This is a genomic window from Virgisporangium aurantiacum, from assembly GCF_016863635.1.
In the GTDB taxonomy this organism is placed as follows: domain Bacteria; phylum Actinomycetota; class Actinomycetes; order Mycobacteriales; family Micromonosporaceae; genus Virgisporangium; species Virgisporangium aurantiacum.
Map to the genome: position 1 here is coordinate 215,536 of NZ_BOPG01000003.1, position 19,905 is coordinate 235,440.

Sequence of the window (19,905 nt, forward strand, 5' to 3'; positions counted from 1 at the left end):
ACTTCGGGGTGGGCGCATGTGCCGCCCCGGACGGAGACCTCAGGCCGTTTTAACGCGGCCTTAGGCTGTTCCGTCGAGGACCGAGTCCACGTCGATCCGTGACGGGCGTTCCAACTGGTCGTAGGTGCACGAGCGGGGCTCGCGGTCGGGACGCCAGCGCTTGAACTGGGCGGTGTGGCGGAACCGGTCCCCCTCCATGGCGTCGTAGCCGACCTCGATCACCAGCTCGGGGCGCAGCGGGACCCAGCTCAGGTCCTTCTTGCCGGTCCAGCGGCTGACGCCGCCGGGCAGCCGCTGGGCCGTTCCGACCGGGTCCGGTACCTCCTCGCCGGGCTTGAGGGGGTCGAACGCGGCGCCGACCGGTGCGTGACCCCACTGCCACGGGTGCGTCTCGGCGGCGTTCTCCCGGTACGGCGCGAGCTCCTCGACCAGTTCCTTGCGGCGCTCCATCGGGAAGCTCGCGGAGACGCCGACGTGGTGCAGGTTCCCCTCGTCGTCGAAGAGGCCGAGCAGCAGCGACCCGATGATCGGCCCGGACTTGTGCCACCGGAAGCCGGCCACCACCGCGTCGGCGGTGCGGGAGTGCTTGATCTTGAACATGAGCCGCTTGCCGGGCTCGTACGCGATGTCGGCCGGTTTGGCGATGATGCCGTCGAGGCCGGCGCCCTCGAACAGCTCGAACCAGTGCTTGCCCACCTCGGGATCGGTGCTCACCGGGGTGACGTGGACCGGGGGTCGCACGTGTCGCATGGCCTCTTCGAGCTTCGCGCGCCGTTCCTTGAAAGGGGTCTCCATCAGGTTCTCGTCGTTCAGCGCCAGCAGGTCGAACGCGATGAAACTGGCCGGGGTCTTCTCCGCCAGCATGTTCACGCGGCTGGCGGCCGGGTGGATGCGCTGGCCGAGCAGTTCGAAGTCCAGCTTGGGCTGCTGACCCTCCTCGCGGCGGATCACCACGATCTCGCCGTCTGTCACTGATCTTTCCGGTAGTTGAGCTCTTGCCTGCTCGACCACCTCGGGGAAGTAGCGCGTGAGCGTCTTGCCGCCCCGGCTGGCCAGTTCCACCTCGTCGCCGTCGCGGAAGACGATGCAGCGGAACCCGTCCCACTTCGGCTCGTACGACATACCGTCAGCGGTGGGGATCTTGGCGACGCTCTTCGCGAGCATCGGTTCCACCGGCGGCGCGATAGGTAGCTTCACCTGGCCATCCTCACATGTCCCGCACCGGGTGACGGAACTGAAATGCCAGCAGATCGTCGGCTTGCCGGGCAAGCTTGCTGAGAACGTTGTCGAGCCGCAGGAAGGCGTCCCACTCCTCGCCGTTCATCCGCTGCAGCACCGCCTGTTCGAGCGCGGTGACGCGGGCGCCCTTCCACACCTTGTCGGCGAGGCTCACCAGGAGATCCTCGGTGGGCGAGTCCGGGTTGTGCCAGCTGCTGCCGTGGGTGCCCGCGAAGCGGGCCAGCTCGTGCGGCACCCCGTAGTTGAGCAGCAGCTCGTACCCGGCTGGCTCGTGCGCGTGCCCGGGCTGTTCCAACTCCTCGGGGTGGCGGACCTTGCCGATATCGTGGGTGGCGGCCCCGAAGAGCACGGCGGCGCGGTCGACGGCGAGCCCCTCCTTCTCGAGGTCGCCGGTGAGCCGGTGCGCGACGTGGTGCACGGCCCGCAGGTGCGCGCCGAGACGCGGTGGTGCGGCGAGCGCCTCGAGCAACTCGGCCGCGGTGGCGGGCAGCGGCAAAATCGTGTCGTCGGAATCCGTCAACGCACGTCGCAAACCCACCCGATGGACGGTACTCCGCGTGGTACGCGTGGGCCGCTTCCATATACGACGCTCGATGCGTGGCCTCGCACGTTGCCCGCGCGGCCTCGCCGCTCCGACGCACTCGCCGTCGTGCCCGTCCACGTGCTGCGCCAGGCAGTCGCGGCATCCCCGGCCTGCGCCGGCAGGTGCCGGTCCGAACCCGGAAACGAACGGTCTACCTCGACGTGTTCGACCCCACCACCCGCACCAACTTCGAACTTGACGGCGCCCACGACCGTCTCACGAGGTCGCCCGACGAGGTTCGGGCGGAGGTGTCGGCAATCCTCACAGCAGTGGCGTAGAGCGCGCGCACCGTGAAGGCGCGGCCTACAGTAGCGGCTGCCGACCAAGGACGGCCGAGAACCGTGGGGGTGACGGGTGACCGCGCAGGGCGCGGGTACGACGCGCTGGTGGCGGCGGGGCCGCGACGAGGCGTTGCTGCGCGCGCGGGACGCCGCGGCGACGGCCGCCACGGCGTTCGTCGACCTCGACAGCGTCCAGCGGTCCACCGCCCTCCAGGTCGACGCGTACGCCGCCCTGGAAAAGGGTCCGACCAGCGCGGTCCTGAGCACCGAGTGGGGGAACGTCCTCGCGGAGGCCGACGGCGCCGCGGCCGGCTATCTGCGGGTCACCGAGCAGTACGACGTCGAGACCGATCTCACCGAGCGCCGTGCCCGCGAGGCCGAGGCGTCGCTCCGCCGCGCCGAGCATGTGATGAAGCAGGCACTCGCGAACACCACCGCGTTCACCGAGCGGCACCGGAGCCGCTTCGCCACGGTCGAGGGTGCGCTCGCCCGTCTCGCCGCCGCCGGACGCGACGCCGACGCCGCGATCGCGGCCGCGCACGCGGCGGTGGCGCGCGCCGATCAGGCGGGCACCCCCGCGCACGATGCGGTCGCGGCGTTGGCCGAGGCCGAGCGGGCCCGCGCCGTCCTGGCCGAGGGCGCCGCGGCGCACGGGCTCCGCGCGGCGGTCGAGGCCGCCGACACGGTCATCGCGGCCGCCGTCCGGGCCCGCGAGCTTGCCGACACGATCAAAGAGCAACGGGACGACGTGACGCGCGCCCTGGCCTCCGCGCATACCCGGTACGACGCGGTGGCCAACCGCCGTCAGCGGCTCGACGAGACGCTCAGCGCGCTCCGCCGCACGTTCGTCAGCAGCTCCTACGCCGACGTCGAGCAACGGCCGGCGGAGGCCGACGCCGCCATGGACACCGCCCGCCAGCAGGTCGCCGAGGCCGAACGCCAGCTGGTGCGGCGCAACCTGCCGGCCGCCCGGGCGGCGATCACCACCGCCCGTCAGGCCCTCGACACGGCCGGTGCCGCCGTCGACGCCGTCACCCAGCGGCACGATCTCCTCCGCGAGCTCAAGCGCGACCCCCAGACGGCCGTGCAACGCACCCGGTTCGCGGTGCGGGAGGCGCAGAAGCTGTTCGTGTTCATGGGCGGTCGGGTCGACCAGCGTTACGCCACGCAACTCGACTCGCTGGTGCGCCGGGTGACCACCGTCGAGGACGCCTTCACGGCACCTCACCCGGACTTCTGGCGCCTCGACCGCGACCTCGCCCGGATCCGCGACGAGACGGCCGATGTGGTCCGCCGCCTGCGCGGAAGCTAAAGCGTTAGGGAGTGGGTTCCCGGGTTCGGGCGCGGCGTAGTTAATGTTGTGGTCGTGGCAGGGGGCTTTCGGCTGGGGGTCGACTTCGGGACGACCAACACCGTCGCCGTGCTCGCCACCCCCACCGGCACGATGCGCCAGTTGCTCGTCGACGGCGCGCCGGTGCTCCCGTCCGCCGTCTGCCTCACCCGCGACCGTCGCCTGCTCGTCGGCCGTGACGCCCTGCACGCGGCCCGCTCCGCTCCGGAGGGCTTCGACCCGAACCCGAAGCGCCGGATCGCCGCCCGCTCGGTGCGGCTGGGCGGCGTCGACGTGGCGGTCGTCGACATGATCGCCGCCGTGCTGGGTCGCGTGGTCGGCGAGGCGCGCCGGGTCGCCGGTGGCGCCATCGAGGGCGCGACGCTGACGTATCCCGCCGGGTGGGACCGCAACCGCTGCGGCGTGCTCCAGGCCGCCGCGAGCCGGGCCGGCCTGCCGTCGGTGACGCTGGTGCCGGAGCCCGTCGCGGCCGGCTGGTCGTTCCTGAACACGCCCGACGTCTCCGTGCCGGTCGGGTCGAGCATCGTGGTCTACGACTTCGGCGCCGGCACCTTCGACGCCTCGGTGGTGCGGCGCAGCCCCACCGGTTTCGAGGTCCTCGCCAGCGACGGCCTGGCCGACACCGGCGGCATCAACATCGACGCCGCGATCGTCGGCTACCTGGGCACCGTGTACGGCCCGCAGGACGCCGCATCCTGGCAACGCCTGGTGGAACCGGGCACGCCGGCCGACCTGCGTTCGTCGATTCTTTTATGGGACGACGTTCGCGCCGGCAAGGAGATGCTGTCCCGCCAACCGGCGACGCTGGTGCACGTCCCCCTCTTCGAAACCGACGCGCCGCTCGGCCGCGAGCAGTTCAACGAGCTGGCCCGGCCGATCCTGGTCCGCACGGTCGAGGCCACCCGGGCGGTGATCGCGCAGGCCCGGGTGGCGCCCGACGGCATCGCGGGCCTGTTCCTGGTGGGCGGGTCGAGCCGCATCCCGCTGGCCGCCACCCTGCTGCACCAGCAGTTGGGCATCCCGCCGACGGTCATCGAGTCCCCGGAACTCGCGGTGGCCGAGGGCGCTTTGCGGTCGCTGGGCGCGGTCCGCGCGGCCCGGCCGAACGAGCGCGTGGACCTGATGCGCGGCGGGGTGGGCGGCCCGTACGCGGCACCGAGCGGCTTCCAGTCCGGGCCGGCCCCGGCCTACGCCGGCCAGACCGGCGCCTACCCGGCCGGTCCCGCCTACGCGACGGGCTCCTACCCGTCCGGCCCGTACTCGCCCGGCCCGACGTCCGGTAGCCCGGCATACGCCGCCGGCCCGACCTCCGGCGCCCCGACGTCCGGTGGCCCGGCGTACTCGCCCGGGCCGACGTACTCGCCGGGGCCGGGATACCAGTCGGGTCCGCAGCAGCCCGCGACGCCACCGACCGCCCCTCCGCACCGGCCCGCGCAGCCACCGGCCGGCCCGCAACCCATCTGGGCCCAGACCGGCACGGTGCAGCCCGCCGCCCCACCGGCACCACCCCGGAACGAACCGTCCCGCCGATCCGAGCCACCCCGAGCCGAACCGCCCCGATCCGGACCGTCGGGCGGTGGACGGCACGCGGCACCGGAAGAGGACCGCACCGCGCCCCTGTGGCCGAGCTCCGGTCCACCGGCCTCCCCACCCCCACCCGCCGGACCCGCCCGCCCCCTGCCCGGCGACGAGCCCACCGGCATGTGGCGGGTTCCGGCCGAGGAGGCCGGCGCCCGTCCGTCCGGCGACGAGCCGATCCCCGACCAGGTCCCGTTCGAGCCGCCACCCCTGCCCGACGCGTCCCGCCCGCTGGCCCCCGTGCCGGCCTCCACCGACGACGAAGACGGCGACTTCGACTTCCCCGACGAGGAGTTCCCGGAGGCGGCGGCCGGTGTGATCTGGGCCGGCAACGTCCCCACACCCCCGCCGCAGGCCGCCGCACCCGCCCCACCCCGCCAGCCGACCCAGCCGTCTCAACCCCGCCGCACCGAGCCGACCCCGCCCGCCGCGGGCCGCGCCGCACCCGGCCGCGCCGAACCCGCCGCACCCGGCACCGGCCGCGCCGCACCCGGCGCACCCGCCGCCGGCCGCTCCGGGCCCAGCGCGCCCACCGCCGGCCGCTCCGGGCCCGGCGCGCCCACCGGTGGCCCCACCGGCCGGGCGACGCCACCGACCGCGTCCCGGGCCACCCCTGCGATGCCGCCGGCCGCCCCGCCGCCGCCGGCGACGCCTCCCCGGGTCCAGAACCCGGTCTCCGGGTCGAGCTCCCGACCCGCCGCCGACCCGGCCGCCGAGCAGGAGGAGCTGCGCCGCGCGCTGAGCTCCGTCCGCACCCGGATCGACGTGGTGGAGCACCACATCACCAAGCTCACCGAGGCCCTGAGCACGATGCGCCGCAGGTTCGTGCACGGCACGTTCCGCGACATCGAGCCGATGGAGCCGCGGGCCAAGCGCCAGTTCCGCACCGCCAAGGAGATGTTCACGATCGCCGAGCGGCACGCCGGGAACGGCAACTGGTCGCTGGTGCGCACGGCGATCGCCGACACCCGTCAGGCGCTGGAGGAGGCGACGGCCGCCGTGGCCGAGGTCACCGGCCGGCTGGCGACGTTGGAGAAGCTCGCCGAAGACCCGAAGGGTCCGGTGGAGCGGGCCCAGTTCGTGGTCCGCGACGCCCAGCGGCTGTTCCAGATGCTCTCACCGGCCGTGCCGGCCGAGTACGGCCAGCGGCTCGACGCCCTGGCCAGCCGCGCGCAGACCGCCGCCCGGGCGGCCTCGGTGCCCCGTCCCAACTACTGGGACCTGCACAACGAGGTCACCGCGATCCGGGACGAGACCCAGGCGACGATCGTCGCCATGCGCGCCGCCCGCGGTTAGAGGTACGTCTTCCGGGCATAGACGGCGTGGGCACCCGCCACCCGGTCGAGGAACAGCAGGCCGGCGCAGTGGTCGATCTCGTGCTGCAGCGCGCGGGCCTCGAACGCGTCGGTCCGGATCTCCACTTGCTCGCCCGTGCCCGGTGCCACCCCGGTGACCACCAGGTTGCCGGCGCGCCGTACGTCGCCGGTCAGGTCCGGCACCGACATGCAGCCCTCGCGGCCCTTCTCCCATTTGCTGGCCGACACGACCTCGGCGTTGCACAGCGCGAAGGGCCCGTGGCAGGTACGGGTCTTCGGATGGTCGACGACATTGACGACGAACACCCGGGCCGACACCCCGATCTGCGGCGCGGCCAGCCCCACGCACCCGGGCGAGACCGCCATCGTGGCGAACAGGTCCTCGACCAGTTGCCGGATCTCGGGCGCCGACGGGTCCACCGGTTCGCCCGCCGTGCCGAGCACCCCGGCCGGCGCCCTGAACACCGGCCGGACGGATCCCGTCACGGCTGCACCTCGCTCCGCGAGATGCAGCCTCGGAGCCGCTGAACCCGCTCCGCGAGTTCACCGGCTCCACTGAACCGAATGGTGCCCTCGCACACGTGCTCGGTCACAGGACGTCGGCTTCGCCGGGGCGCAACGCCACGTCGACGTTCAACACGCCGGCGACCCCGGCCAGCCGCTCGGTGAGCCGCCCGGCATCGGCCGGCGGGATGTCGACCTCGGCCACCAGCAGGTACAGGTCGCCGGCCAGCCGCGTGGTCAGATCGGTGACGTTGCCGCCGAACTCGGCCACCGCGCGGGCCACCGTGGCGACGATGCCCAGGCGGTCGGCGCCGTGCACGGTCAGCACGTACGGCAGCCCACCGGCGGCCGGTTCGGGTTCCGGTCGCACGGGCCGCACCGAGACGTCGAGCGTCCCGTCGGCGGCGAGCGGGGCGAGCCCCGCCTCCACGTCGGCCGGGTCCGGGTCGCCGGTGCAGATGAGCGTCATCGCGAAATGACCGCGCAGGCGCGTCATCGTCGAGTCGGTCAGGTTCATGCCCAGGCCCGAGAGCACCTCCGCCACGTCGGCGATGATGCCCGGCCGGTCGTGGCCGATGACCGTGACGGCCAGTTCCCCCACTATTTGTCCTTCAGGTCTCGGTCCTTGCTCGGCTGCACCCGCTTCGGTTCACCCGGCATCTTCGGATACTCCGGCGGGTACGGCATGTCGCCGCGCCCGTCGGCCTCGTCGCGCGCGAACCACTCCAGCAGCGGCGTGATGTCGACCGCCGAGTCGTCGATGCCGGCGTGCGGGTCGCCGATCTCGGCGAACCGCTTCGGCATGGTGCGCAGGTCGAAGTCGTCGGGTTCCACCTCGGTGAGTTCGTCCCAGGTGACCGGTGCCGACGCGGTGGCGCGGGCGTTGGCGCGCAGGGAGTACGCGCAGGCGATCGTGCGGTCGCGGGCCATCTGGTTGTAGTCGATGAACACGCGCTGCCCGCGCTCCTCCTTCCACCAGTTGGTGGTGACCTTGTCGGGCCGGCGCCGCTCCACCTCGCGGGCCAGGGCGATGCCGGCCCGCCGCGCGTCGACGAAGTTCCAGTCGGGTTTGATCCGCACGTAGACGTGCACCCCGCGCCCGCCGGACGTCTTCGGCCAGCCGGTCCAGCCCAGTTCCTCGAGCACCTCGCGCAGGGCGCCCGCCGCCTCCACCGCGTCGTCGAAGTCGGTGCCCGGCTGCGGGTCGAGGTCGATGCGCAGCTCGTCGGGGTTGTCGACGTTCGCGCTCCGCACCGGCCAGGGGTGGAACACGATCGTGCCCATCTGCGCCGCCCACGCCACGTGGGCGAGGTCGCCCGGGCACAGTTCGTCGGCGGTGCGGCCGCTGGGGAACGCGATCGTGGCGGTTTCGACCCACGGGGGGACGCCGCGCGTCGGCACCCGCTTCTGGAAGAACATCTCGCCCTCGATGCCCTCCGGGAATCGCTGCAACGTCGTCGGCCGGTTCCGGAGCGCCCGGAAGATCCCGTCGCCGACGGCGAGGTAATACTCGAAAACGTCGCGCTTGGTATAACCACGCTGCGGGAAGTAGACCTTGTCTGGGCTGGTCAACCGCACCGGGCGACCGGCCACCTCGATCTGCGCCACTTCCGGTTTCGCCATAGGGGCGACCCTAATGCAGCCCGCCCCGATCCGGGGGCGGGCACCGTCCAGGGCAAAAGCTTTACTGGACGCCGGCAGCCCGCGGCCGCGGCGACGGACGGCGCCGCGCCCGTCCCCCGTACACGAGCAACCCACCGGCCGCGACGAGCGCCGCACCGCCACCCGCCAACGCCCCGACCGGCGCACCGGTCGTGGCCAGACCACCCTGACCGCCACCGCCCGGGGTACCGGTGTCCGGGACGCCGGTGATGCCACCCCCCGGCCCCTCGGGCGACTCGCCGCCGGGCACCTCACCGCCACTGGCCCCACCGTTGCCGGTAGGCACCTCGCCGGGAACCTCACCACCGCTCCCGGTGGGAACCTCGCCGCCGCTGGCTCCCCCGTTGCCGCTGGGCTGCCCGCCCCCCGGCCCGCCGGGACCCTCACCACCGGGAACCTCGCCGCCGCTGGCACCCCCGTTGCCGCTGGGCTGCCCACCTCCCGGCCCACTCGGACCCTCACCGCCCGGCGTGTCCGGCCCCGCACCACCGGTCCCGCCGGGAACCTCGCCGCCGCTGGCACCCCCGTTGCCGCTGGGCTGTCCGCCACCCGGCCCACCGGGACCCTCGCCACCCGGCGTACCCGGACCTTCGCCACCGGTCCCGCTGGGGCCACCGACGCCCGGCCCCTCACCCCCGGTACCGCCGTACCCGTTGCCTCCCTGACCACCGGTCCCACTGCCACCGGTCCCCTGCCCGCCACCGGGCCCGCCACCAGTCCCGGGCCCGCCACCAGTCCCGGGCCCGCCGCCGGTCCCGTGACCGCCGCCGGAACCGTGACCGGACCCGCCCCGTCCCCCACCATTGCCATAACCCGCATCCGACGCCGCACCGCCGCCCGACGCCCGACCGGCCTTGACCACCCGGCCGCCGCCGGACGCCGAACCCGCGCCAGAGGCAGAACCCGGGCCATACGCAGAACCCGCGCCATAGCTCCGGCCCGCACCGTGCCCGTCCGCGTCACCGCTCATGCCGACCCCGGTGCCGGTGTCGCCGCCGGGGAGCCACTGGCCGAAGGCTCCGCAGCCGCACGCCTCGAGCACCGGCGCGGCCGGGACGGCCTGTGCCGAGGCAGGTGCCAGAGCGAGCGCGCCGACCGCGCCGGCCGCGCTCATGGCGAGCGCGCCCACCAGCTTCCTCATTAGGACTCCCCGTCATCATCCGCATCATGAACAGCAGGGGCACCATAGCCGTCAAATAGCAATAAAACGGGCAGGCGCGCCGACGTACCGTTGTGGGATGACCGAAGACACAAACGACGGCGCCACCCGGGAGTTACCCGGCACCGAAGACGAATGGCGGGTCCGGCTGACCCCGGCCGAGTTCCGGGTGCTCCGTCAGGCCGGCACCGAGCCGCCGTGGAGCGGCGAGTACGTCGACACCAAGACGGCCGGCGTGTACCACTGCCGCGCGTGCGGGGCGAAACTCTTCGACAGCACCGCCAAGTTCGACTCCCACTGCGGCTGGCCGAGCTTCGACGACGCGATCCCGGGCACCGTCGTCGAGATCGAAGACCGGACGCTGGGCATGGTGCGCACCGAGATCCGCTGCGCCAACTGCGATTCCCACCTCGGGCACGTGTTCCGCGGCGAGCGGGTGACCCCGAAGGACACCCGCCACTGCGTCAACTCGTTGTCGATCCGCCTCGAACCGGGCGCGTAGGAACGGGTCAGCTCGTGGTCGCGAGATCCGCGTGGCCGGCCAGGAACGCCGCCACCCGGTTCTCGCGCACCGCGGCCAGCAGTTCCAGCGTCAGGTCGTCGAGGGCCTCCGCGCCGCGGTTCTCCGGCGAGGCGTTGAACGTGCCGTTGTTGGTCTTCACGGTCACCACGTCGTCGCCGCCGATGCCCTTCATCGCGAACGCCCAGTCTTCCAGGTCGATGCCGCCGGTATCGACGGTCATCGCCTTGCCGACCACGTCGACCACCTTGTTGAACTGCAACGGGTTGGTGACGACGTCCTTGCTCAGCATCTTCTTGAACAGCGCCTTGATGAACTGCTGCTGGTGCCGCTGCCGGTCGTAGTCGCTGTTCGGCAGCGTCTCGCGCTGGCGCACGTAGTCGAGCGCCTCCCACGGCTCCAGGTGCTGGTACCCGACGTGGTACTTCTTCGGCGTCACGCCGGGGATCGCCTGCAGGCAGGTGGCGCCGCCGTTGCAGTTGTACTGCTTGTACGGAACCTTCTGCTCGCCGCTGGCGGTGAACCCGACGTGCACCGACGTGACCTCCTGGTCGACGTACATGTCGACGCCGCCCAGCACGTTCACCACGTCCTTGAAACCGGTGAAGTCGACGATCGCCGCCGCGTCGAACGTGATCTGCCAGTGCTCCTTGATGGTCAGCGCGAGCAGCTCGATCGCCTTGGCCCGCGCCTTCGTGCCGGTGAGCCCCTTGCCCCCGAGCGCGTACGCGCCGTTGATCTTGTCGTGCTGGCGGCCGAACTTCTCGACGCCGTTGTCGAAGGGCGGGATCTCCACCCAGGTGTCGCGCGGGATCGAGATGAGGTACGCCGACGCGTGGTCGGCCGGGATGTGCAGGATGATGATCGAGTCGGCCCGGATGAGGTCGCTGCCCTCTTCCTCCCACGGCCGCTGGTCGACGCCCACCAGCAGCACGTTCTTCGCGCCGGTGATGTCGACGTGGCCCTTCTGCAGGTTGGCCGACCCAGCCGAGCCCAACAGGTCTTGCTCCGCCACGCTGCGGGTGGCGTAGCTGAACAGCACGTTCTTCCCGACGATCGCGCCACCGGCGGCGACCATCAGCAGGGCACCGAACAACACGAACAGTTTCGCCCAGAGTGGGTCGCGGCGGCGCACGGGTCGCGGTTGACCCGTGCCCGCACGTGCTGGCCGCGCTCCGGCGCTCATCCGTGTGGACCCCATACCTCTAGAACGGGCCAAGCCTCGTGTTCCGTTGTTTGAGTAATGATCAAATCCACGTTAATACGGGCGCGCCATCTTCAAGCTCAAGGGTTGCTGAGAGTAAGTTTAAAGAATGTTCAGGAAGGCCGGCCAATGACAACGATCCATAACGAGTCATTCGCCGATCTGGCCCCGGATGTCCTGTATGCCCTGCTGAAACTGCGGGTCGACGTGTTCGTGGTCGAGCAGGCCTGCCCCTACCCCGAGCTCGACGGCCGCGACACCGAGCCGGGAACCCGACACCTGTGGGTCACAGCCGGTGCCGACCCGGCCGAGCCGCTCGCCTACCTCCGCCTCCTCACCGAACCCGACGGCACGATGCGCATCGGGCGCGTCGTCACCGCGCCGAAGGCCCGTGGCGAAGGACACGCCAGGCGGCTGATGGCGGCGGCCCTGGAGGCCGACCCGGCGGCGCCCACGGTGCTCGACGCGCAGAGCCACCTCGTCGCCTGGTACAGCAAGTTCGGCTTCGAGCCGGCCGGCACGGAGTACCTGGAGGACGGCATCCCCCACATTCCGATGCGCAAGCCTTAGGGCCTAAGGCAATCCGGCCACCAGGTCGACGACGTCACGGCGCCGGCCGGTGTAGAACGGCACCTCCTCGCGCACGTGCCGCCGCGCCCGCGACGCCCGCAGCTCGCGCATCAGGTCCACGATGCGGTGCAGCTCGTCGGCCTCGAACGCCAGCATCCACTCGTAGTCGCCCAGCGCGAAGCTCGCCACCGTGTTCGCCCGCACGTCGGGGTACCCGCGCGCCTGCCGGCCGTGCTCGGCCAGCATGTCGCGCCGCTCCTCGTCGGGCAGCAGGTACCACTCGTACGACCGCACGAACGGATACACGCACACGTACGCCCGCGCCGGCTCGCCGGCGAGGAACGCCGGGATGTGGCTCTTGTTGAACTCGGCCGGCCGGTGCAGCGCCATCGACGACCACACCGGGGTCAGGTGCCGCCCCAGGGTCGTCTGCCGGAACGCGCCGAACGCGTCCTGCAGCAGGTCGGCCGACGGCGCGTGCCACCAGATCATCAGGTCGGCGTCGGCCCGCAGGCCGGCCACGTCGTACAGCCCGCGCACGGTGACGTCTTTGCCGGCGAGCTGCCCGAAGAACTCGTCGGCCTGCGCCGCGACCTCCGCCCGTGAATCCCCGAGCGGCGAGGACACCTTGAACACCGACCACAACGTGTACCGGATGGTGTCGTTCAGGTCCCGGATCCGGGAGGCGTTCGACGTCATGCCATGGATTGTTCCACCGCCGCCACGACGGCCTCCGCCGCCGTCCGGCCCGACCGCACGCACGCCGGAATGCCCACGCCGTCGAACGCGGCGCCGGCCAGCGCGAGCCCGGCCGGCAACGACGCGCGCGCCGCCGCCACCCGCGCCGGATGCCCGGGCGCGTACTGCGGCAGCGCCCCGCCCCAGCGGTGCACCGCCGACTCCAGGGCCCGGCGCGGCGTCCCGACGATCGCGGCCAGGTCGGCCACCGCGATTTCCACCAGGTCGCCGTCGGGCCGCTGCAGCACGCTCTCCTCGCCGAACCGCCCGAGCGAGACACGGGCCAGCGTTCGACCGGGTCGGCGCAGATGGGGCCACTTGCGGTCGAGGAAGGTCGCGGCTTTTATATGATTACGCCCACCGGCCGGCACGAGGAATCCCGAGTACTCGGGCAGGGCTGCCTCCGGCAGCGCCACGGTGACCAACGCCACACTCGCGTAGTCCAGTTTCAGGTCGGCCGGCGCCACGTTCGCCAGCAGCCGCTCGACCGGCCGCGCCGGTATCGCGAGCACCACCCCGTCGGCCAGCAGGTTCTCCGGGTCGCGGGTCGAGCCCACGGTGAGCCGCCACTGGCCGCGGCCGGCCCGGCACAGCTCCCGCACCGGCCGCCCGGTGTGGATCCGGTCCTCCCCCACCGCGGCCGCCAGCGCGTCGATCAGTCCACCCAGGCCGGCGCCCAGCGTCTTGAACAGCGGCGTGGTGTCCTTCGGTCGCGCCGCCAGCACCGCCCGCACCGCGCCGGTGAGCGTCGGGAACTCGGTGCAGGCGGCGGCGAGCGCCGGGATCGTCGCCGCGAGCGACAGGTCGTCGGCGCGCCCGGCGTACACGCCGCCCAGCATCGGGTCCACCAGCCGTTCGACCACCGCGGCGCCCAGCCGCCGCCGGACCAGCTCGCCCACCGCGACGTCGGCGCCCGCCGCCAGCAGCGGCCCGTTGAACGGCGCGGTCTCCAGGGCCGCGTCGCCCGGGATGCCCATCAGCGTGCCGGCCGGGATCGGCTCCAGCCCGCCGGAACCGAGCACCGCGGCCCGGCTCACCTGCGGCGACACCAGATCGCCCGCCATGCCCAGCTCGTGCGCCAGCTGGAACGCCGGGCTCGGCTCCCCGGTCTGCGGATCGCGCACCGCGAACGCCTCGGCGCCGGAGTCGACCCGGGCACCCGACGGCAACGGCACCGTGCGCAGCTTCCCGCCCACGGCCGGCGACTGCTCGACGACGTGCACCTCGGCTCCGAGCTGGGCGGCCCGGTGGGCCGCGGCCAGACCGGCGACCCCGCCGCCGACGACAACGATCCGCATGCGTCCTATTCTGCCCACCATGTCGCGAGTCGCAGTTGTCACGGGTGCCGCACAGGGCATCGGCCGGCGCACCGCCGAGGTCCTCACCGCCCAGGGGTACGCGGTGGCCGTCCTCGATCGGCAGCCGGTCGACGGGTTCGCGCTGAGCGTCACCGGCGACGTGGCCGACGACGCGTCCGTCGACGCCTTCGCGGGCCGGGTGCTGGACGCCTTCGGCCGCGTGGACGTGCTCGTGAACAACGCCGGGATCGCCGACATCGGCCCGGCCGAGGGCATCGAGCCGGCCCGGTTCCGCCGGGTGATCGACGTGAACCTCACCGGCTCGTTCCTGCTGTGCCAGGCGTTCGGCCGGCCGATGCTGGCGGCCGGTGCCGGCTCGATCGTCAACGTCGCCTCGGTGGCCGGGCTGATGGGCATCGCCGACCGGGCCGCCTACAACGCCAGCAAGCACGGGCTGGTCGGGCTCACCCGCACGCTGGCGGTGGAGTGGGGCGGCCGGGGCGTCCGCGTCAACGCGGTCTGCCCGGGCTGGGTCAAGACGGAGATGGACGTCGACGCGCAGGCCAGCGCGCTCTACGTCGACACCGACATCACCGAGCACGTGCCGATGGGCCGGTTCGCCCAGCCCGACGACATCGCGCAGGCGATCGCGTTCCTCGGCGACCCGGCGCGCAGCGGGTTCGTCAACGGCACGATGCTGAACGTCGACGGCGGCTGGTACGCCGACGGGTCGTGGCCGGGCCTACGGCTGGGCGCCCGGAACCGCTGAGTACTCGTGCACCAGCTCGACCACGCGGGTCAGCTTGCCCGGGTCGGTCTCGGGCAGCACGCCGTGGCCGAGGTTGAACACGTGCCCCGGCGCCCGGCGGCCGTCGGCGAGCACGCGACGCACCTCCAGGTCGATCACGTCGTCGGGGGCGAGCAGCACGCACGGGTCGAGGTTGCCCTGCAACGGCGTGCCGGGCACCCGGGCGGCGGCGGCCGACAGCGGGGTGCGCCAGTCGACACCGATCACGTCGGCGCCCGCCTCGGCCATCGCGCCGAGCAGCTCACCGGTGCCGACGCCGAAGTGGATCCGCGGCACCCCGCCCGGCAGGCCCTCGAGCACGGTCGTCGAGTGCGGCAGGACGTAGTGCCGGTAGTCGGCCTCCGACAGCGCGCCGGCCCACGAGTCGAACAGCTGCACCGCCGCGGCGCCCGCCCCGATCTGGATGTTGAGGAAGGTCGACGTGATCGCGGCCAGCCGCTCGCAGAGCGCGTGCCACACCTCCGGCGCCGAGTACATGAGCGCCTTGGTCTTCGCGTGGGTACGCGACGGCCCGCCCTCCACGAGGTAGCTGGCCAGCGTGAACGGGGCACCGGCGAAGCCGATCAGCGGCGTGCCGCCGAGCTCCTTGACCAGCAGCTCCACCGCCTCCGCGACGAAGCTCACCGAGTCGGCGTAGAGGTGCGGCAACTTCGCCACGGCCGCCTTGTCGCGCACCGGCTCGGCGACCACCGGCCCGACGCCGGGCTTGATGTCGACGTCGACGCCGGCCGCGGCGAGCGGCACCACGATGTCGCTGAACAGGATCGCCGCGTCGACCTTGTGCCGCCGCACCGGCTGCATCGTGATCTCGCAGATCAGATCCGGTTGCCGGCACGCCTCCAGCATCGGCAGCCCGGCCCGGAGCGCCCGGTACTCCGGCAGCGACCGCCCGGCCTGACGCATGAACCAGACCGGCGTGTGCGGACCTGCCTCACCGCGGCAGGCGGCCAGAAAAGGGGTGATACGCGACTCGTTCATCGCCCGTCATGCTATCCGTGCCCCTTGTCCGGTGTGGCGCGTAGCACCTATCGACGGTCGCCCGCCTAGGCTCGAAACATGACCGCCGCGCCACCCGCCGCTCCGCCGGCGTTCACCCGTGCGGTCGCGGCCCTGCGTTCGGTGCAGCCCCGGCCGGAGATCGAGCTCAGCGAGATACCGCCACCGCAACGGCTCGCGCCGTACGCGTTCGCGCTCTCCGGTGCCGTGGTCCGGCAGGACGACGAGGTGGCCACCGGCCGGCTGATCCTGCTCTACGACCCCGACGGGCACGAGGCCTGGGAGGGGACGCTGCGGCTGGTCACCTACGTCACCGCCGAGCTGGAGCCGGAGCTGGCCACCGACCCGCTGCTGCCCGGCGTCGGCTGGAGCTGGCTCACCGACGCCCTCGACGGCTACGGCGCCGAGCGCCGCGCGATGGGCGGCACGGTGACCCAGACGCTGTCGACCCGGTTCGGCGCCCTGGCCGGTCCGCCACCGGCGGCCGACATGGAGATCCGCGCCTCGTGGACCGCCGTCGACGCGGACCTCGCCCCGCACCTCAATGCCTGGTGCGAAGTGCTCGCCTCGACGGCCGGCCTGCCGCCGCCGGGCGTCACCGAACTCGCCGACCGCCGGGCCTGACAAAACGCCCGGCCTAAAAACAGCCGCCGCGCCCGGAGGCCCGGACGCGGCGGTCGGTGTCGATGCTCAGTCGAGGTACCGGTCGGCCTCGTTGCAGACCGGCGTGGCCTCGGCCTCCTTCTGCTGCGCGAGCGCGGTGTTGCCGGCCCGCGACGCGGCGCCCATCTCGCCCAGCAGCTTGATGCAGTTCGAGATGACCTGCTTCTGCCGCTTCAGCTCGTCGGCCTGGTCCTGGGCGCCACCGAGATCACGCTTGGTGCTGGCCAGGTCGTCCTGCGCCTTCTTCAGGTCGTCCTGCGTCTTCTTCAGGTCGCCGGAGAGCTGCTGCTCCTTGGTGGCGGCCGCCTTCTTGTGGTCGTTGTAGTTGCCGTTCGTGGTGATGTACAGCACCGTGACGACCGCCGTGGCGAGCAGGAACACCACCATCAGCGACGCGAAGAGCGGCATCAGCTTGCTCTTCGGCTGGCCGGACGGCGGGGTCGGCCCCATGAACCCCGGGCCGCTGGCGGGCGGCAGCCCGCTGGCGTAGGGGTCGTTGCCGTAGCTGGGACCACTGAAGGAAGGGGCCGGCTCCGGGCCGTACCCGGGCGGGGCCGAGTAGGGCTGCGACGCCGGCGGCGACGAGTAGGGCTGGCCGGCGGGTGCCGGCGGAGCCGACTGCGGCTGCGGTTGGCCGAACGGGGCGGGCTGTGCCGGCGGGGGCTGGAAGCCACCCTGGTTGCCGTCGCCGTAAGGGGGCTGCGCCGCCGCCGGTGGCGGCTGGAAGCCGCCCTGGTTGCCGTCGCCGTAAGGGGGCTGCGCCGGCGGGGGCTGGAAGCCGCCCTGGTTGCCGTCGCCGTAAGGGGGGTAGGACATTGCTCCTCCAGCTTGCAAATGCGCGTTCAGCAGATTCCGAGGCTCTGGCAGACAACGGCGACCGGGATGCCGAGGCTGATGCCCTCGGCGTTGACGAGTTTGGCGTTGACGACGCCGACCAGCTGGCCCTGTGCGTTGACGATCGGACCACCCGAGTTACCCGGGTTCACCGGCGCGTCGAACTGCAGCACCGTGACTCCGTTGATCGTCCGCTGCGCGCTGATGACGCCGCTGGTGACCGAGTCCTCCAGGCCGAGCGGCGACCCGACGACCACGACGGGCTGGCCGGGCTTGGCCGGCTCCGGCGCGGCGGCGAGGCGCGTGAAGGCCTCGGTGGTCTGGATCATCGCCAGGTCGGCCTTCTCGTCGACCTTGACGATCGTGCCCTTGAACCGGCGGTTCTTCTGTTCCAGGTCGACCTGCTTCTGGCCGGACTCCCAGTTCTGGTCGACCACGTGGTAGTTCGTGATGACGTAGGTGCCGCCCTCGGGCGTCGCGTTCGCGAACGCGAAGCCGGTGCCGGTGCCGGTCTTCGACTGGACGCGGAAGACGCTGGGCAGCACGTTGCCGGCCACCGCGGCCGCGTCGAGGGTGTTGCCCGCCTGGCGCTCCAATTCCTTGGTGCGCGCCTCCAGGCCCTTGGCCTCCTCCTGCGCGGCGGTGCGTTCGGCCGCCGTGTCGCGGCGGAGTTTGTCGTATTTGTCGCGCGTGTCCATTAGCATGAGCGCCTGGACGGCCACCGCGGCCGTGAGCAGCACGACGAGGAAGAGCGTCACGGCGGGCAGCAGGCTGCGCCGCGGTGCCGGGGGCTGCGGACCCAGGGCCGACCCCGACGGGAACGACCCGGTGGGCGAGCTCGCCGGTGCCGGGCCCGGAGGCGTCACCGGGAACGACGAGGTAGGCGACGGCCGGTGGGCCTGGAACGCCGGTGCCGGGCCCAGCGCCGGGGACTGCGGGGGGACCTGCGCCGGGAATCCGCCGGTGTGCGGCTCCATACGCGGCGGGTGCGGCCCGAGCCGCTGGGTGCTGCTACCGCTCTCGCCGAAGTCGTCCGGCGGGGTTCGGGCAGCCTGATGGGCGGCTTCGTACCCCGTCATGCGTCCTGTCCTCCCCTGGCCGGCCACCGGCTCGTACGCCGGCTCAGCCAACCCTAGCGATGGGCGGCAACTGTCCGGTCCGGGCGACCGTACCCGGCCGACGTGACAGTTGTCTTCATCGGATGCGGCGACGATTAGGACCGATTTTTCTGCCCCGTCTACCGACAGCGCCGCGACGCGCCGCCGGACCAGTCCGTCACCTGTTCTTTGGGGCGCCGTAACGTGGTCAAGGTGACGGTTGCATCCGCAGGTGACGAGCCACCCGAGGTCGGTCCGGAGACCCCGGGCGATGAGGCCGCGCCCGAAGCGGTGCTGCTGCTCGCTCCCCGTGACGGAACCCCGACACCCATCACCACCGAAGCTGAGCTCGCGGCCGCCGCCGCGCGGTTCGCCGCCGGCACCGGGCCGGTCGCGGTCGACGCCGAGCGGGCGTCCGGCTACCGGTACACCCACCGGGCGTACCTGGTGCAGTTGCGCCGCGAGGGTGCCGGCACGGTCATGGTCGATCCGCTGCCCTTCGCCGATTTGTCGGTGCTCCAGGCGGCGATCGTCGACTCCGAGTGGATCCTGCACGCCGCCAGCCAGGACCTGCCCTGCCTCGCCGAGTTGAAGCTGCTGCCCGGCCGGCTGTTCGACACCGAACTCGCCGCCCGGCTGTGCGGGATGGAACGGGTCGGGCTCGCGGCGCTCACCGAGAACCTGCTCGGGTACCGGCTGGAGAAGCACCACTCGGCGGCCGACTGGTCCACCCGGCCGCTGCCCGCCTCGTGGCTCGCCTACGCCGCGCTCGACGTGGAACTGCTGCTCGAGTTGCGCGAGATCCTCGGTGACGAGCTGGAGAAGCAGGGCAAGGCGGAGTGGGCGGCGCAGGAGTTCGCGGCGCTGGCCGCCTCGGCCGGTGCGCCGCCGCGGCAGCGGGCCGATCCGTGGCGCCGCACGTCGGGCATCCACCGGGTGCGTGGGGCCCGGGCGCTGGCCCGGGTGCGCGCCCTGTGGCAGGCCCGCGACCAGATCGCGTCGCGCCGCGACGTGAGCCCGGGCCGGGTGCTCGCCGACGCCGCGATCGTCGCGGCGGCCGAGAGCGATCCCATGGACGAGCGGACGCTGCTGCAGATCACCGGCTTCGGCGGCCGCTCGGTGCGGCGGCTCGCCGGCGTATGGCTCGACGCGTTGTCGGCGGCCCGGGCGTTGCCCGAGTCGGCGCTGCCGGTGTCGCCGCCCGCCGACGGCCCGCCGCCGCCGCACCGCTGGGCCGAACGCGACCCGGTGGCCGCCGGACGGCTGGCCCGGTCCCGCGCGGTGGTGGCCGACCTGTCGGCGACCCACCTCCTGCCGCCGGAGAACATCCTGGCGCCCGACCTGGTGCGCCGGCTGGCCTGGACGCCGCCCCGCCCGCCCACCGCCGAATCGGTCACCGTGGTGCTCCGCGCCCTGGGCGCCCGCCCGTGGCAGACCGACCTGACCGCCGACCGGCTCGCGGAGGCCCTCAACCCGCCGGCATAAGTGAGGGGGAGCACCGGCG

General features: G+C 72.9%; 19 protein-coding genes. 7 read left to right on the forward strand and 12 right to left on the reverse strand.

Annotation, left to right across the window (positions count from 1 at the left end):
* Nucleotides 1-60 precede the first annotated feature (60 nt).
* Nucleotides 61-1,164: an ATP-dependent DNA ligase gene (locus tag Vau01_RS01615; RefSeq protein WP_373320151.1), complete on the reverse strand. Its 1,104-nt coding sequence runs from the start codon at nt 1,162-1,164 to the stop codon at nt 61-63.
* A 43-nt stretch (nt 1,165-1,207) separates the two neighbouring features.
* Entirely contained in the window at nt 1,208-1,777 is a 570-nt protein-coding gene (locus Vau01_RS01620; protein WP_203986205.1) for an HD domain-containing protein, read from the reverse strand.
* 399 nt (nt 1,778-2,176) lie between these two features.
* On the opposite strand from Vau01_RS01620, the gene Vau01_RS01625 reads away from it, so the two are divergent.
* Together Vau01_RS01625 and Vau01_RS64495 are read left to right on the forward strand one after the other, a co-directional pair.
* Nucleotides 2,177-3,415, forward strand: coding sequence for a hypothetical protein (locus tag Vau01_RS01625; protein ID WP_203986206.1), 1,239 nt, complete (start codon nt 2,177-2,179; stop codon nt 3,413-3,415).
* Nucleotides 3,416-3,469: 54 nt separating this feature from the next.
* The gene (locus tag Vau01_RS64495; RefSeq protein WP_203986208.1) at nt 3,470-6,328 is read left to right on the forward strand and encodes an Hsp70 family protein; all 2,859 of its coding nucleotides are present in this window, start codon (nt 3,470-3,472) and stop codon (nt 6,326-6,328) included.
* Here Vau01_RS64495 and def read toward each other — a convergent pair.
* The 4 genes from def to Vau01_RS01650 form a co-directional block, all read right to left on the reverse strand.
* Nucleotides 6,325-6,834: a peptide deformylase gene (def, locus tag Vau01_RS01635; protein ID WP_373320148.1), complete on the reverse strand. Its 510-nt coding sequence runs from the start codon at nt 6,832-6,834 to the stop codon at nt 6,325-6,327. The two genes, Vau01_RS64495 and def, sit on opposite strands and share 4 nt — an antisense overlap.
* Before the next feature lie 103 nt (nt 6,835-6,937).
* The gene (locus tag Vau01_RS01640; RefSeq protein WP_203986211.1) at nt 6,938-7,453 is read right to left on the reverse strand and encodes a glycine cleavage system transcriptional repressor; all 516 of its coding nucleotides are present in this window, start codon (nt 7,451-7,453) and stop codon (nt 6,938-6,940) included.
* On the reverse strand, nt 7,453-8,475 hold the full coding sequence (gene ligD, locus Vau01_RS01645) for a non-homologous end-joining DNA ligase (RefSeq protein ID WP_203986213.1): 1,023 nt from the start codon (nt 8,473-8,475) through the stop codon (nt 7,453-7,455). Before ligD ends, Vau01_RS01640 begins: the two co-directional genes overlap by 1 nt.
* A 61-nt stretch (nt 8,476-8,536) precedes the next feature.
* Nucleotides 8,537-9,655, reverse strand: a complete 1,119-nt coding sequence (locus Vau01_RS01650) for a hypothetical protein (protein ID WP_203986217.1) — start codon at nt 9,653-9,655, stop codon at nt 8,537-8,539.
* A gap of 97 nt (nt 9,656-9,752) precedes the next feature.
* On the opposite strand from Vau01_RS01650, the gene msrB reads away from it, so the two are divergent.
* Nucleotides 9,753-10,175, forward strand: coding sequence for a peptide-methionine (R)-S-oxide reductase MsrB (msrB, locus tag Vau01_RS01655; protein ID WP_203986220.1), 423 nt, complete (start codon nt 9,753-9,755; stop codon nt 10,173-10,175).
* Between the two features lie 7 nt (nt 10,176-10,182).
* On the opposite strand, the gene Vau01_RS01660 is transcribed toward msrB, so the two are convergent.
* Nucleotides 10,183-11,328 carry an LCP family protein gene (locus Vau01_RS01660; protein ID WP_239151216.1) on the reverse strand — a complete coding sequence of 382 codons (1,146 nt, stop codon included), beginning with the start codon at nt 11,326-11,328 and terminating at the stop codon, nt 10,183-10,185.
* A gap of 198 nt (nt 11,329-11,526) precedes the next feature.
* Here Vau01_RS01660 and Vau01_RS01665 point away from each other — a divergent pair, with 198 nt between their 5' ends.
* The gene (locus Vau01_RS01665; RefSeq protein WP_203986224.1) at nt 11,527-11,967 is read left to right on the forward strand and encodes a GNAT family N-acetyltransferase; all 441 of its coding nucleotides are present in this window, start codon (nt 11,527-11,529) and stop codon (nt 11,965-11,967) included.
* Between the two features lie 3 nt (nt 11,968-11,970).
* On the opposite strand, the gene hemQ is transcribed toward Vau01_RS01665, so the two are convergent.
* Both hemQ and hemG read right to left on the reverse strand, forming a co-directional pair.
* A complete protein-coding gene (gene hemQ, locus Vau01_RS01670) occupies nt 11,971-12,666 on the reverse strand; it encodes a hydrogen peroxide-dependent heme synthase (protein WP_203986226.1) in 696 nt (231 codons plus the stop codon).
* Nucleotides 12,663-14,003 (reverse strand): protoporphyrinogen oxidase, encoded by a 1,341-nt coding sequence (gene hemG / locus Vau01_RS01675; protein ID WP_239151217.1) that lies wholly within the window; start codon nt 14,001-14,003, stop codon nt 12,663-12,665. The genes hemQ and hemG overlap by 4 nt, the downstream gene beginning before the upstream one ends.
* A 19-nt stretch (nt 14,004-14,022) precedes the next feature.
* Between hemG and Vau01_RS01680 the strand changes: the two genes are divergently transcribed.
* On the forward strand, nt 14,023-14,772 hold the full coding sequence (locus tag Vau01_RS01680) for an SDR family NAD(P)-dependent oxidoreductase (RefSeq protein ID WP_203986230.1): 750 nt from the start codon (nt 14,023-14,025) through the stop codon (nt 14,770-14,772).
* Here Vau01_RS01680 and hemE read toward each other — a convergent pair.
* A complete protein-coding gene (gene hemE / locus Vau01_RS01685) occupies nt 14,746-15,789 on the reverse strand; it encodes a uroporphyrinogen decarboxylase (RefSeq protein WP_203986233.1) in 1,044 nt (347 codons plus the stop codon). The genes Vau01_RS01680 and hemE overlap by 27 nt on opposite strands.
* Nucleotides 15,790-15,867: 78 nt before the next feature.
* On the opposite strand from hemE, the gene Vau01_RS01690 reads away from it, so the two are divergent.
* Entirely contained in the window at nt 15,868-16,431 is a 564-nt protein-coding gene (locus Vau01_RS01690) for a DUF3000 domain-containing protein (protein WP_203986235.1), read from the forward strand.
* A 66-nt stretch (nt 16,432-16,497) separates the two neighbouring features.
* Here Vau01_RS01690 and Vau01_RS01695 read toward each other — a convergent pair whose 3' ends face one another.
* Together Vau01_RS01695 and Vau01_RS01700 are read right to left on the reverse strand one after the other, a co-directional pair.
* Nucleotides 16,498-17,286 (reverse strand): hypothetical protein, encoded by a 789-nt coding sequence (locus Vau01_RS01695; RefSeq protein WP_203986236.1) that lies wholly within the window; start codon nt 17,284-17,286, stop codon nt 16,498-16,500.
* A 26-nt stretch (nt 17,287-17,312) separates the two neighbouring features.
* Nucleotides 17,313-18,383: a S1C family serine protease gene (locus Vau01_RS01700; RefSeq protein WP_203986238.1), complete on the reverse strand. Its 1,071-nt coding sequence runs from the start codon at nt 18,381-18,383 to the stop codon at nt 17,313-17,315.
* Between the two features lie 231 nt (nt 18,384-18,614).
* Between Vau01_RS01700 and Vau01_RS01705 the strand changes: the two genes are divergently transcribed.
* A complete protein-coding gene (locus Vau01_RS01705) occupies nt 18,615-19,886 on the forward strand; it encodes an HRDC domain-containing protein (RefSeq protein ID WP_373320149.1) in 1,272 nt (423 codons plus the stop codon).
* Nucleotides 19,887-19,905 lie beyond the last annotated feature (19 nt).

Bases quoted from the DNA above. Each gene is read 5' to 3' on its own strand.
- Vau01_RS01615 (WP_373320151.1), bottom strand. From the start codon at position 1,164: ATGCTCGCGAAGAGCGTCGCCAAGATCCCCACCGCTGACGGTATGTCG.
- ligD (WP_203986213.1), bottom strand. From the start codon at position 8,475: ATGGCGAAACCGGAAGTGGCGCAGATCGAGGTGGCCGGTCGCCCGGTG.
- Vau01_RS01650 (WP_203986217.1), bottom strand. From the start codon at position 9,655: ATGAGGAAGCTGGTGGGCGCGCTCGCCATGAGCGCGGCCGGCGCGGTC.
- msrB (WP_203986220.1), top strand. From the start codon at position 9,753: ATGACCGAAGACACAAACGACGGCGCCACCCGGGAGTTACCCGGCACC.
- Vau01_RS01665 (WP_203986224.1), top strand. From the start codon at position 11,527: ATGACAACGATCCATAACGAGTCATTCGCCGATCTGGCCCCGGATGTC.
- hemQ (WP_203986226.1), bottom strand. From the start codon at position 12,666: ATGACGTCGAACGCCTCCCGGATCCGGGACCTGAACGACACCATCCGG.
- hemG (WP_239151217.1), bottom strand. From the start codon at position 14,003: ATGCGGATCGTTGTCGTCGGCGGCGGGGTCGCCGGTCTGGCCGCGGCC.
- Vau01_RS01680 (WP_203986230.1), top strand. From the start codon at position 14,023: ATGTCGCGAGTCGCAGTTGTCACGGGTGCCGCACAGGGCATCGGCCGG.
- hemE (WP_203986233.1), bottom strand. From the start codon at position 15,789: ATGAACGAGTCGCGTATCACCCCTTTTCTGGCCGCCTGCCGCGGTGAG.
- Vau01_RS01690 (WP_203986235.1), top strand. From the start codon at position 15,868: ATGACCGCCGCGCCACCCGCCGCTCCGCCGGCGTTCACCCGTGCGGTC.
- Vau01_RS01695 (WP_203986236.1), bottom strand. From the start codon at position 17,286: ATGTCCTACCCCCCTTACGGCGACGGCAACCAGGGCGGCTTCCAGCCC.
- Vau01_RS01700 (WP_203986238.1), bottom strand. From the start codon at position 18,383: ATGACGGGGTACGAAGCCGCCCATCAGGCTGCCCGAACCCCGCCGGAC.